At 65.2% G+C, this 11,975-nt stretch carries 9 protein-coding genes; 5 read left to right on the forward strand and 4 right to left on the reverse strand.

The features are described from left to right. From galE to HV753_RS08600, 3 genes are all read left to right on the forward strand, one after another. Window positions 1-1,077 (forward strand): UDP-glucose 4-epimerase GalE, encoded by a 1,077-nt coding sequence (galE, locus tag HV753_RS08590; protein WP_175174031.1) that lies wholly within the window; start codon window positions 1-3, stop codon window positions 1,075-1,077. Between the two features lie 183 nt (window positions 1,078-1,260). Further along, window positions 1,261-2,208, forward strand: a complete 948-nt coding sequence (gene epsC / locus HV753_RS08595) for a serine O-acetyltransferase EpsC (protein WP_175174032.1) — start codon at window positions 1,261-1,263, stop codon at window positions 2,206-2,208. A 51-nt stretch (window positions 2,209-2,259) separates the two neighbouring features. Beyond that, window positions 2,260-3,078: an NAD-dependent protein deacetylase gene (locus HV753_RS08600; protein ID WP_175174033.1), complete on the forward strand. Its 819-nt coding sequence runs from the start codon at window positions 2,260-2,262 to the stop codon at window positions 3,076-3,078. Window positions 3,079-3,214: 136 nt separating this feature from the next. Here HV753_RS08600 and HV753_RS08605 read toward each other — a convergent pair whose 3' ends face one another. The 3 genes from HV753_RS08605 to HV753_RS08615 form a co-directional block, all read right to left on the reverse strand. Next, window positions 3,215-4,069: an inositol monophosphatase family protein gene (locus HV753_RS08605; RefSeq protein WP_175174034.1), complete on the reverse strand. Its 855-nt coding sequence runs from the start codon at window positions 4,067-4,069 to the stop codon at window positions 3,215-3,217. A gap of 253 nt (window positions 4,070-4,322) precedes the next feature. Continuing rightward, window positions 4,323-5,792, reverse strand: coding sequence for an NAD-dependent succinate-semialdehyde dehydrogenase (locus HV753_RS08610; protein WP_175174035.1), 1,470 nt, complete (start codon window positions 5,790-5,792; stop codon window positions 4,323-4,325). 125 nt (window positions 5,793-5,917) lie between these two features. Continuing rightward, complete coding sequence (locus HV753_RS08615) at window positions 5,918-7,180, reverse strand: 4-aminobutyrate--2-oxoglutarate transaminase (RefSeq protein WP_175174036.1); 1,263 nt, start codon at window positions 7,178-7,180, stop codon at window positions 5,918-5,920. A gap of 96 nt (window positions 7,181-7,276) precedes the next feature. On the opposite strand from HV753_RS08615, the gene pdxR reads away from it, so the two are divergent. Continuing rightward, a complete protein-coding gene (gene pdxR, locus HV753_RS08620; protein ID WP_425485882.1) occupies window positions 7,277-8,770 on the forward strand; it encodes a MocR-like pyridoxine biosynthesis transcription factor PdxR in 1,494 nt (497 codons plus the stop codon). Between the two features lie 10 nt (window positions 8,771-8,780). Here pdxR and HV753_RS08625 read toward each other — a convergent pair whose 3' ends face one another. Continuing rightward, window positions 8,781-9,677, reverse strand: coding sequence for a DUF72 domain-containing protein (locus HV753_RS08625; RefSeq protein ID WP_175174037.1), 897 nt, complete (start codon window positions 9,675-9,677; stop codon window positions 8,781-8,783). Between the two features lie 176 nt (window positions 9,678-9,853). Here HV753_RS08625 and HV753_RS08630 point away from each other — a divergent pair, with 176 nt between their 5' ends. After that, window positions 9,854-11,959, forward strand: coding sequence for an ATP-dependent helicase (locus tag HV753_RS08630; RefSeq protein WP_175174038.1), 2,106 nt, complete (start codon window positions 9,854-9,856; stop codon window positions 11,957-11,959). Window positions 11,960-11,975: the final 16 nt, after the last annotated feature.

Consider the following 11,975-nt stretch of genomic DNA (forward strand, 5'->3'; position numbering starts at 1 on the left):
ATGCCAGACCTGCATGTGCTGGTGACGGGCGGGGCGGGCTATATCGGCACGCACACGCTGGTGGCGATGCTGGCGGCGGGCCAGCGGCCGCTGGTGCTGGATAACTTCAGCAACGGCAGCCGCGAGGCCGTGCGCCGGGTCGAACGCCTGTGCGGTCGGCCGATCCCGCTGATCGAGGGCGATATCCGCACCCCGGGCCTGGTGGAATCGGTGCTGGCAGGCGCCGTCGCGCGGGGCTCGCCGGTGCAGGCGGTGCTGCACCTGGCGGGTTGCAAGGCCGTCGGGGAATCGGTAGCGGACCCGCTGAAGTACTACGACAACAATGTGGCGGGTTCGATGGCGCTGTTGCGCGCCATGCGCGACACGGGCGTCTCAAGGTTGGTGTTCAGTTCATCGGCCACCGTCTATGGCGAACCGAAGTACCTGCCATTCACCGAGGCGCATCCGCTGGCGCCGACCAACCCCTATGGCCGCACCAAGCAGATGGTGGAAGAGATGCTGCGGGATGTCTGCGTTGCAGACCCCGCCTTCAGTGCGGTCACGCTGCGCTACTTCAACCCCATCGGTGCGCACCCAAGCGGGCTGATCGGTGAAAGCCCGCGCGACCTGCCCAACAATCTGTTCCCCTTCATCACCCAGGTCGCCGTGGGCCGGCAACCCTTTCTGCGCGTCTTCGGAGACGATTACGGCACGGCCGACGGCACGGGCGTGCGTGACTATCTGCATGTCATGGACCTTGCGCAGGGCCATGTGCAGGCGCTGTCGTATTCGGAGGGGCATCCGGGTTTTGTCGCGGTGAACCTGGGAACGGGGCAGGGTACCAGCGTGCTGGAACTGGTACGCGCGTTTGAACAGGTCAATGGTTGCCGCATCCCCCTGCGCACGCAGGCGCGGCGGGCGGGTGATATCGAGCGGATGTGGGCAGACCCGGCCCTGGCGGCCACCCTGTTGGGCTGGCGCAGCACGCATGACGTGGCCGCCATGTGCGCCGACGGATGGCGTTGGCAGCAGGGCAATCCGCAGGGCTACGAGACGGCTGAGCTTGAAGGGGTCAAGGCTGGCCAAGCCACCGCATAACCCCAATGCCATGTCGGAGGGATTCCGGAACAGGGGCGGTAGCGGTTACAGTTGACGGGATTATTGCGTAGCAACATAGCCCGGCGGCCAGGCTGGCCGGGCCATGCACCGTCAGTGAGGCACTCCCATGTTTGAATTCCTTCCCAATGCCGGGCTTAACGGCGTCTTGCTGGGGCAGCGGCAATGAGCGGCCCCTCGTACCTTCCGCAGGCCCACTGGAACCTGGACAGCATCGTGTCCGGTCTGCGCGATGCGCGCGTCGCCTGGCGTGGCCCGCGCGGCCGCCTGCGCGATGACGCGGGCATGCGTGAATTTCCGTCGCAGGAAAGCCTGCGCCAGATCGTCAAGGACCTCTGTGGCGCCTTGTTCCCGATGCGCCTGGGTCCCATCGATCTGCGCGAGGAAGTCGAAGACTTCTACGTCGGGCACACCATCGGCGCGGCGCTGGACGCGCTGTTGCATCAGGTCGGCCTGGAACTGCAATACGTCGCTCGCCATGACCACGTGGACCCGGCGGACACGCAGCGCCGCGCTATCGAGATCGTGCGGCAATTCGGCGCCGAGCTGCCGCGTGTGCGCGCGGCACTCGACCTGGACGTGACCGCGGCCTATCAGGGGGATCCGGCGGCGCACAGCGTGGACGAAGTACTGCTGTGCTATCCCGGCGTGGCGGCAATGATCCATCATCGCCTGGCCAACGTCCTGTATCGCCTGAACGTGCCGATGCTGGCCCGTATCGTGGCCGAGATCGCCCATGCCGATACCGGCATCGACATCCATCCCGGCGCCACCATCGGCCGCAGCTTCTTCATCGACCACGGCACGGGTGTGGTCATTGGCGAGACCGCCATCATCGGCGACCGCGTGCGCCTCTACCAGATGGTGACGCTGGGCGCCAAGCGCTTCCCTCCGGGCGAAAACGGCGAATTGAAGAAGGGCTTGCCGCGCCACCCGTTGATCGAAGACGATGTCGTGATATACGCTGGCGCCACGATTCTCGGCCGCGTCACGATCGGCAAGGGATCGACCATCGGCGGTAACGTCTGGCTGACGCGCAGTGTGGCGCCGGGTAGCAACGTCACCCAGGCCAGCCTGGTCAGCGACATGCCGGATTGCGGCCTGGGCGGCTGAACGCCGGTTCCATGCGGGGCATGCGGTTGCGGTCAGGACAGAGGAGTCAGGATGGATACACGAGTCTCGGATCTGGCCGCGCTGCGCGGCTTCATCGACCGCCACCCGCGGCTGTTCGTGCTGACGGGCGCTGGCGTCAGTACCGATTCCGGCATTCCCGACTACCGTGACACCGAAGGCGAATGGAAGCGCAAGCCGCCCATGACGCTCCAGACCTTCATGGGCAATGACCTGGCGCGTGCCCGTTATTGGGCTCGCAGCATGGTTGGCTGGCGCCGCTTTGGCAGCGTCAAGCCCAACGATTCGCATCGTGCGCTGGCGCGGCTGGAGTCGCGCGGCCATGTCACCGTGTTGGTCACGCAGAACGTGGATGGCTTGCATGAAGCCGCAGGCAGCCGCGAAGTCGTGGACTTGCACGGCCGGCTGGACGAAGTGCGCTGCATGAATTGCGACTGGCGGGGTGGCCGGCAAGATTGGCAAGAGGCGCTGCAACACAGCAACCCGGAGTGGACGTCGCTGGACGCCACGGATGCGCCCGACGGCGATGCCGATCTGGAAGGCGAGGATTTCTCGCGCTTCACCATCCCTGCGTGTCCGCGCTGCGGCGGCATCGTCAAGCCGGACGTGGTCTTCTTCGGCGAAACCGTGCCGCGCGACCGGGTGGACCGTGCCAACGCCGGCCTGATGAGCGCTGACGCGGTACTGGTCGTGGGATCGTCGCTGATGGTGTATTCAGGCTACCGTTTCGTCACCGCGGCCTCCCGCAATGGCATGCCAATCGCCGCCATCAATCTGGGCCGCACCCGGGCCGATCCGTTATTGACCCTGAAGGTGGAACAGCCTTGCGCGGTAGCGCTGGATGCCCTGTAGGCACGCTTTTTGCCGGCCGGTTTTTGACCGGTTTAAGCAAGTGCTTGCCCTGTAAGGGATTTTTCGCGCTGTTACAGACCTTTCCATAGGGTTGTCCACAGGAACTGTGGATAATTCCTAGGGATAACCCCGAATTTCAGGCCTCAATCGCCTCAATGGCGTCGCCCAGCAAGGCTTTGCGGGCGGCGTGCCAACTGCCGGCGTCCGGCGCGTACAGCAGCCCCCCGGTGCGATGCGTGGGTTTGTAGGGCGACCCGTCAAAGCGGGCGGCATAACCGCCGGCCTCCCGGTGCAGCAACCAGCCGGCCGCGTGGTCCCAGGCCGTCAACTGGTTGTAGAGGGCGACGTGGCAGTGGCCGGCGGCCAGCATCCGGTATTCATGCGCGGCGCAGCGCAGCGACGCGGTGCTGCCCAGGCGCGACAGATTGCCGTTGACGGTGGTGCGCAGCGGTTCAGGCAACGCGCCGGTGGAAATCAAGCCATCCATCTCTTCGGGCGGTGCGGGGTTGGCCACGGTCAGCGGCACTTGCCTGCCGTTTTCATATTCCATCCAGGCGCCTTCGCCACGCACGGCCAGCGCGCTGTCGCGGTTGACCGGGTCGTAGATCACGCCGGCGATCACGTCGCCACGGTGACAGGCCGCGATCATCATGCCGAAGAGCGGCAGCCCGGCCACGTAGTTGCGGGTGCCGTCGATGGGGTCGATCAGAAAGGCCAGATCGGCGTCGACCAGCATGTTCAACAGGGCGGGATTGCGTGAGGAGGCTTCCTCGCCGATCAGCACGGCGCCGGGATGCAGCTTGGCCAATCGGGCGCAGATCAGGCGTTCGGCAGCCTCGTCCGCATCGGTCACCAGGTCGCGCGGTGAACTCTTGCCCCGCACGGAGCCTTCCGGCAGGTTGCGGTAACGCGGCATGACCTCCGCCAGGGCGGTTTCGGCCAGCACGACGGCAAGCTTGCGGGTGTCCTCGCGGGTAAAAGTTCTGCTCATACTGACTCATCCAGGGAACGCGCAAATCTATCACGCCTGAGCGGCAATTGATCGTGATTTGTAAGTGCCTGGAATGAAAGGACTTTTCGGGGCTGTGCAGAAGTTATCTGCCGGGTTGTCCACAGTTGCTGGGGATAAGCGGGCCTGAAACCTGCTTATCCCCGGCCCGCCGCGCGGAAGCCGGCGCCGCTGCCGGGCCGCCCCAAGGCGGGGGGCAGCAAGCGGACGCAGCACGCGCAGCGTGGGGGCGCTATCAACCGCCCAAATCGACGCACAGGTACTTGATCTCGAGGTATTCCTCGATCCCGTACTTGGAGCCTTCGCGGCCCAGACCCGATTGCTTGACGCCGCCGAACGGGCCGACTTCGTTGGAGATCAGGCCGGTGTTGATGCCGACGATGCCGTACTCCAGCGATTCCGACACGCGCCAGATGCGGGCGTAGTCGCGCGTGAAGAAGTAGGCGGCCAAGCCGAAGATGGTGTCGTTGGCCATGCCAATGACTTCTTCTTCCGTTTCAAAGCGGAACAGCGGGGCGACGGGGCCGAAGGTTTCTTCGGTCGCGAAACGCATGGCCTGGGTGACGTCGCGCACGACAGTCGGCTCGAAGAACGTGCCGCCCAGCGCATGCGGCTTGCCGCCGGCGATCACTTTGGCGCCGTGCGCGGTGGCGTCGGCAATGTGCTCCTGCACCTTTTCAATGGCGCTGGCATCGATCAACGGACCTTGCGTCACGCCGTCGGCAAAGCCATCGCCCACCTTCATGGCGTTGACCTTGGCCACCAGCCGCTTGGCGATTTCCTCGTACACGCCGGCCTGCACGTAGATGCGGTTGGCGCACACGCAGGTCTGGCCGGCGTTGCGGTATTTCGAGGCCAGGATGCCGTCCACGGCGCGGTCCAGGTCGGCGTCGTCGAACACGATGAAGGGCGCATTGCCGCCCAGTTCCAGCGACAGCTTCTTGATCGTGGGCGCGCATTGCTCCATCAGCGTGCGGCCGACTTCGGTCGATCCGGTGAAGCTCAGCTTGCGCACCACATCGCTTTCGCACAGGGCGGCGCCGATGTCGCGCGAACTGCCGGTGATGACGTGGAACACGCCAGCCGGCACGCCGGCTTCTTCAGCCAGCACAGCCAGTGCCAGCGCGGTCAGCGGGGTTTGCTGCGCGGGCTTGACCACCATCGTGCAGCCAGCGGCCAGTGCCGGGCCGACCTTGCGGGTGATCATGGCTGCCGGGAAGTTCCACGGCGTGATGGCCGCGGTGACGCCGATGGGCTGCTTCAGTGCCAACAGGCGCTGGCCGGCCTTCGGGCTTTGCAGCACGTCGCCGTCGATGCGCTTGGCCTCTTCGGCGAACCACTCCAGGAACGACGCGGCATAGGCGATTTCGCCGGCGGCCTCGGTCACGGGCTTGCCCTGTTCGGAGGTCATGATGGCAGCCAGATCCTGCTGGTTCTGCATCATCAACTGCGCCCACTTCAGCAGGATCGCGGCGCGTTCCTTGCCCGTCTTGGCGCTCCAGGCCGGCAGCGCGGCCTGCGCGCTGGCGATGGCCTGTTCCGTTTCCTTGCGGCCCAGCTTGGGCACGGACACGATGGTCTTGCCGGTGGAGGGGTTTTCCACCGGGATCGACGCGCCGCTGCCGGCGCCTACCCACTTGCCGTCGATATAGCAGGCGTCGCGCAGCAGTTCAGGGCGCGACAGGGGATGGGTCAATGCGGTCATTATCGAAGTCTCCTTGAATGAAATGCAGCGGGGCCAGGAAACGGCTGCGGGCGTGGCGGAAAACCGCAGCACGCCCGCAATTGCCATGCCTGCCCAGCCGAAGCTCGGGGGTCAGGCCCTGAACATCAAGCGGCCAGCGCTTCGGACAGAATAGCCAACGCGCGGTCGAATTGCGCGTCGGGGATCGTCAGCGGATACAGGAAGCGCAGCACGTTGCCGTACACGCCGCAGCTCAGCAAGAGCAGGCCTTGTTCCAGCGCGCGGGCTTGCACGCGCTTGACGGCGTCGGCGTCCGGCTTGCCCTGGGCATCGTTGAGTTCCAGTGCCACCATCGAACCCAGGCCACGCACGTCGGCGATGCCCGGCACCTTGGCGCGCAGGCCTTCCAGGTGGGCGCGCAGCTTGTCGCCCAGCACGACGGCGCGTTCGCACAGCTTTTCTTCGGCGATGACGTCCAGCACGGCATGCGCCGCGGCAACCGCCAGCGGGTTGCCGGCGTAGGTGCCACCCAGGCCGCCTGCGGCCGGGCCGTCCATCACGTCGGCGCGGCCGACCACGCCCGAAATCGGGAAACCGCCGCCCAGGCTCTTGGCCATCGTGATGATGTCCGCCTGCACCGAGTGGTGTTCCATCGCGTAGAGCTTGCCGGTACGGCCAAAGCCCGTCTGCACTTCGTCGGCGATCAAGAGAATGCCGTGTTCGTCGCAGAGCTTGCGCAGCGCGGTCATCAGTTCAGGCGGGGTGATGTTGAAGCCGCCTTCGCCTTGCACCGGTTCGATGATGATGGCGGCAACGCGCTTCGGGTCGATGTCGCACTTGAACAGCAGATCCAGCGCCTTGAGCGAATCCGCCACGGTGATGGACTGCGTGCTGTTGGGGAACGGCACGTGGTAGATGTCGCCCGGCATGGGACCGAACGACAGCTTGTAGGGGGCAACCTTGCCGGTCAGCGCCATGCCCAGCATGGTGCGGCCATGGAACGAACCCGAGAAGGCGATGACGCCCGAACGGCCGGTGGCCGAGCGTGCGATCTTGATGGCGTTTTCAACGGCTTCGACGCCGGTGGTGAAGAAGGCGGTCTTCTTCAGGCCGTCGATGGGCGCCAGGCGGTTGATGCGCTCTGCCAGCGAGATATAGCTTTCATACGGCACGATCTGATAGGCCGTGTGCGTGAAGTTGTCCAGCTGGGCGGCGACGGCGGCCTTCACCTTGGGGTGCAGATGGCCGGTGTTCAGGACGGCGATGCCGCCCGCGAAATCGATGTATTCCTTGCCGTTGGTATCCCACAGCGTCGCGTTTTCGGCGCGCACGGCGTAGAAGTCGCACATGACGCCGACGCCACGCGGGGTGGCCAGGGAACGGCGGGTATTCAGGTCCTGATTCTTCATCTCAGCCTCGAGGTACGTGGTGGGCGGGAAAAACCTTATTTAATGCTACGATGGCCCCATTTGTGGGAACCACTTTGATAAAACAGGTAGAACCAATTGCGGTCCATTGTAGGTGACTTGCTGCTGCTGCGCTTGGCGGACGGATCCAACGAGCCCATGAACAAGCGGCTGTACCGCGGCATCCGCGAATCGATCCTGGATGGCGCCATTGCCGCCGACTCGCGTTTGCCGGCGTCGCGCGATCTGGCCGCCGAACTTGGCATTGCCCGCAATACCGTGGTTCACGTCTACAGCCAGTTGCTGGCCGAAGGCTATACGCGCAGCCGCCAGGGCAACGGCACCTTCGTCAATGCGTCGGTCCCGGATTCCTACCTGGCCAGCGGCCGCCGCCTGCGCCAGCCGCCGCAGTCTCAGCCGCGGCCGGCGCTGTCGCCGCGCGGCGCAGCCATCGTCGACGGGGTATCGGCTTCGCCGTATCAGTGGGGCGCCTTCATGCCCGGGGTACCCGACCTGACCGAATTCCCGCATAAGAAATTCGGCCGCATCGTAAGCAACCTGTGGCGCAATCCCTCGCCCGACCTGCTGACCTACGCCTACGGGGGCGGCTTGCCGGCGCTGCGCGAAGCGCTGGCTCAGCATTTGGCGCTGACGCGCTCGATCGACTGCGACCCTGAACAGATCATCATCACTGAAGGGTCCCACCAGGCCATCGACCTGACGACTCGCATCCTGGGCGAAGCCGGTGAAACGGCCTGGGTCGAAGACCCCGGCTACTGGGGCGCGCGCACCATCCTGCAAGCCAATGGCCTGCATACCGTGCATCTGCCGGTGGACGAAGAGGGCATGCGGCTGCCCGAGGCCGGTGGCACGCCACCGCGCTTCATTTTCGTCACGCCTTCCCACCAATACCCCTTGGGTCCCGTCATGTCGCTGACCCGGCGGCGTCAACTGCTGGCGGTGGCCAGGCAAAGCGGCAGCTGGATCATCGAGGATGATTACGACAGTGAATTCCGCTTCTCGGGCCGGCCCATCGCGTCGTTGCTGGGCCTGGAACCTGACGCGCCCGTCATCTACATGGGCACCTTCAGCAAGACCCTGTATCCGGGGCTGCGCGTCGGATACCTGGTGCTGCCCAAGCCCCTGACCGCCGCCTTCCAGGCCGCGCATGCCGAGCTGTATCGCGAGGGGCATCTGATGACCCACGCGGCGCTGGCGACCTTCATTTCCGAAGGTCATTACGCGGCCCATATCCGCCGGATGCGCATGTTGTATGGCCGGCGCCGCGCCATGCTGGTCAACCTGATCGAACGCCGCCTGGGCCCGGAATGGCTGCACCGCGATGCCAGCATGGCCGGCCTGCACCTGGTGCTGACCCTGCCGCCAGACATGGACGACCTGCGCGTGGTGGACGTGGCGCGCAGCAAGGGCGTGCTGACGCGCGCCTTGTCGCGGTATTACGTGAATGCGGAAGGACGGCGGCCCGGCCTGCTGCTGGGCTACGCCTGTGTGCCCGAGCACGACATCGCGCGCAAGTTCGAGGTGCTGCTGGAAAGCCTGGCGGAAGTCGCGCGCAAACCTGCGGCGGCGTGATCGGACGGCCCTAGTAGTGCAGCAGCGCCTGCGCGAAGGCAGCAGCGTTGCGCGTGCCCTGGTCCTCGAAATTGGTATTGAACACGGCGTGCGCCTGGGCGCTTTGCGTTGCCAGGCGCGAGAAGCGTTCGGCCAGTTCGGCCAGTTCCTGTTCCGTGTACTCGTATTGAAAACGCCCCGACGAAGCCGTGCCGGACACGTTCCAGGCCGCCGCGTTGCGGCCATGCAGCCGTAGTAGCGCCAGGTCGGGGTGCGTGGTTTCCCAGACGGCAGGCACCGTGTTGTCAAAGCCATGCGGCGCATCGACCACGGTATGCACCACGCCCAGATCGCGCTCGAACGCAAGCGTGTCCGCCGTGGCCGCTGGCGCCTGGAACCAGCTCTGATGCCGAAATTCCACCGAGATCAGATGTTCTTCCATGCGCCGCGCGCAATCGAGCACGCGCGCCCGGCCGCGCGCATCGGCACGGATCCAGGGCGGAAACTGGAAATGCACGGCACCCAGCTTGCCGGCCATGCGCAAGGGCTCCAACGCCAGTTGGTACCGGCGCCAGAGTTCGTCGCGCAGGTCTTCGGGCATCTGGTCGTGATAAATGACGGGTTCCGGCCAATCGTCCAGCTCGCGTCGGATATCAGCAGGCAGCGAGGCAAGAGGCGTCTGATGGCCCGTGAACAAGCGGAAGGCCTTGATGTTGAAGACAAAATCATCCGGCGTGCGCTGTGTCCAAAGATAGGCGTTTTCCGCCGAGGGCAGGGCGTAATAGCTGGAATCGACCTCGGCCATGCGGTAGCGCGATGCGTAAAAACGCAGGCGCTCTTCCGCGCTTCGAGCCTGGGGCGGATAGAAGCGCCCGCAGGCCAGCAGCGTGGGATCGGTCCAGGAGGCGGTGCCGGTCAGGATGCGCATGGGAAAAAGCGTGGTTTGTGCAAGGCGCGGCCAAGGGCGGCCACGCTGCTATGATAGCTGGATATATAGCCAGTTATTCGCCCCGCTGTTCAGCAGGAAACGTTCAGGGGGCGTATCCCGTCCAGCCCGCATTGCCCGCTTCAAGCGGCCCCCTTAAGCGGCACATCTCAAGCGTCATGTCCGACCAGAATTCCTCTTCCGCGAACAACCGCCCCGACCCTTTGGCCGACCTGAATCCCGCCCAGCGCGAAGCCGCCGAGTTCGGCGTCGGCGGCGCATCGGGTGACGGCGGCCCCTTGCTGGTCATCGCCGGGGCGGGGTCGGGCAAGACCAATACGCTGGCCCACCGGGTGGCCCATCTGATCCTGAATGGCGCTGATCCGCAGCGTATGCTGTTGCTGACCTTTTCGCGCCGCGCGGCCCAGGAAATGGACCGCCGCGTGGGGTCGGTATTGCAGCGGGTCATGAACTTGCGCGGCTCGCAGCAAGCGCCGTCATTGCCTTGGGCGGGCACCTTCCACGCCATCGGGGCACGGCTGCTGCGCGATTGCGCATTGCGGATCGGTCTGTCCGAAGCCTTCACCATCCACGATCGCGGTGACGCCGAAGACCTGATGGGCATGGTCCGGCACGAACAAGGCCTGTCATCCACCAAGTCGCGCTTTCCGCTGAAAGGGACGTGCCTGGCGATTTATTCGCGCGTGGTCAACAGCCAGACGCCGGTGGCCGACGTGCTGAAGACCACCTTCCCCTGGTGCGCCCAATGGGAAGACGAACTGAAAAACCTGTTCCGTGGCTACGTCGCCGCCAAGCAGGACCAGCAGGTGCTGGATTACGACGACCTGCTGTTGTATTGGGCCGAAATGATGGCTGATCCGGGCATTGCCGCCGACGTGGGCGCGCGGTTTGACCATGTGCTGGTTGACGAATATCAGGACACCAACCGCTTGCAGTCGGCCATCCTGCTGGCCATGAAGCCGGACGGGCGCGGCCTGACCGTGGTGGGCGACGACGCCCAGTCCATCTATTCCTTCCGCGCCGCGACCGTGCGCAACATCCTGGATTTTCCCAACCAGTTTCCCCAGCCGGCCCGGGTCATCACGCTGGACCGCAATTACCGCTCCACCCAGCCCATCCTGAATGCGTCCAACGCGGTGATCGGACTGGCGACGGAACGGTTCGCCAAAGACCTCTGGACCGATCGCGCCTCGTCGCAACTGCCGGAGCTGGTGTCGGTCAGCGATGAAGCCGGGCAGGCGCGCTGGGTCGCCGATCAGGTGCTGGCCCAGCGCGAAGGCGGCGCCACGCTGAAATCACAGGCCGCGCTGTTCCGCACGGCCAGCCACAGCGCCGCGCTGGAACTGGAACTGACCCGCCGCAACATTCCCTTCGTGAAGTTCGGCGGCCTGCGCTTCCTGGAAGCGGCGCACGTGAAGGATCTGCTGTCTCTGTTGCGCTGGGCGGAAAACCCGCGCGGCCGCATGGCGGGCTTTCGCGTGTCGCAGTTGATGCCCGGCATTGGTCCCGTCACCGCTGGAAAATTGATGGACGCCATGGCCGCGTCCGCTGAACCCTTGCGCGCATTGCGCGAATTCAAGCCGGGGGCGGCGGCCCAGGAAGAGTGGGGCGCGTTCGCCGACACCTATGCGGCGCTCTGTGATCCCGGCCTGCGCTGGCCCGCCGACGTGGATCTGGCGCTTCGCTGGTACGCCGGCCAACTGGAACGCCTGTACGACGATGCGCGCGTGCGCAAGACCGACCTGGACCAATTGGTGCGGCTGGCGGCGGGCTATCCGTCGCGCGAACGTTTCCTGACCGAATTGACGTTGGATCCCCCCGATGCCACCAGCGACGAGTCCGGCGTGCCTTCGCGTGATGAGGACTACATGATCCTGTCCACCATCCATTCCGCCAAAGGTCAGGAATGGAAGGCTGTGTATGTGCTGAATGTGGTCGACGGCTGCATCCCGTCCGACATGAGCACCGGCACCGCTGAAGAGATCGAAGAAGAGCGCCGCCTGTTGTACGTGGCCATGACCCGCGCCAAAGAGCGCTTGCAGCTGATCGTGCCGCAACGCTTCTACGTGCATCAACAAACGGGCATGGGTGACCGTCACGTCTATGGTTCGCGCACGCGCTACATCACAAATGCGATGCTGCCGCTGTTTGACCACCTGCCCAAGCCGCCCGCGTTGCCCGACCTGCCCGGGGGCGGGCAGCCCAAGCAGCCGCAAGCCCCCAGCATCGACGTCACCAAACGGGTCCGCAGTCTGTTCTCCTAGGCTGGGCTATCATCGG

The sequence above is a fragment of the Achromobacter pestifer genome (assembly GCF_902859625.1).
GTDB classification, from domain to species: Bacteria; Pseudomonadota; Gammaproteobacteria; order Burkholderiales; family Burkholderiaceae_B; genus Achromobacter; species Achromobacter pestifer.

What these genes read in the sequence shown, in the direction of transcription:
- galE (WP_175174031.1), top strand. Translation starts at nt 1, where the DNA reads ATGCCAGACCTGCATGTGCTGGTGACGGGCGGGGCGGGCTATATCGGC.
- epsC (WP_175174032.1), top strand. Translation starts at nt 1,261, where the DNA reads ATGAGCGGCCCCTCGTACCTTCCGCAGGCCCACTGGAACCTGGACAGC.
- HV753_RS08600 (WP_175174033.1), top strand. Translation starts at nt 2,260, where the DNA reads ATGGATACACGAGTCTCGGATCTGGCCGCGCTGCGCGGCTTCATCGAC.
- HV753_RS08605 (WP_175174034.1), bottom strand. Translation starts at nt 4,069, where the DNA reads ATGAGCAGAACTTTTACCCGCGAGGACACCCGCAAGCTTGCCGTCGTG.
- HV753_RS08610 (WP_175174035.1), bottom strand. Translation starts at nt 5,792, where the DNA reads ATGACCGCATTGACCCATCCCCTGTCGCGCCCTGAACTGCTGCGCGAC.
- HV753_RS08615 (WP_175174036.1), bottom strand. Translation starts at nt 7,180, where the DNA reads ATGAAGAATCAGGACCTGAATACCCGCCGTTCCCTGGCCACCCCGCGT.
- HV753_RS08625 (WP_175174037.1), bottom strand. Translation starts at nt 9,677, where the DNA reads ATGCGCATCCTGACCGGCACCGCCTCCTGGACCGATCCCACGCTGCTG.
- HV753_RS08630 (WP_175174038.1), top strand. Translation starts at nt 9,854, where the DNA reads ATGTCCGACCAGAATTCCTCTTCCGCGAACAACCGCCCCGACCCTTTG.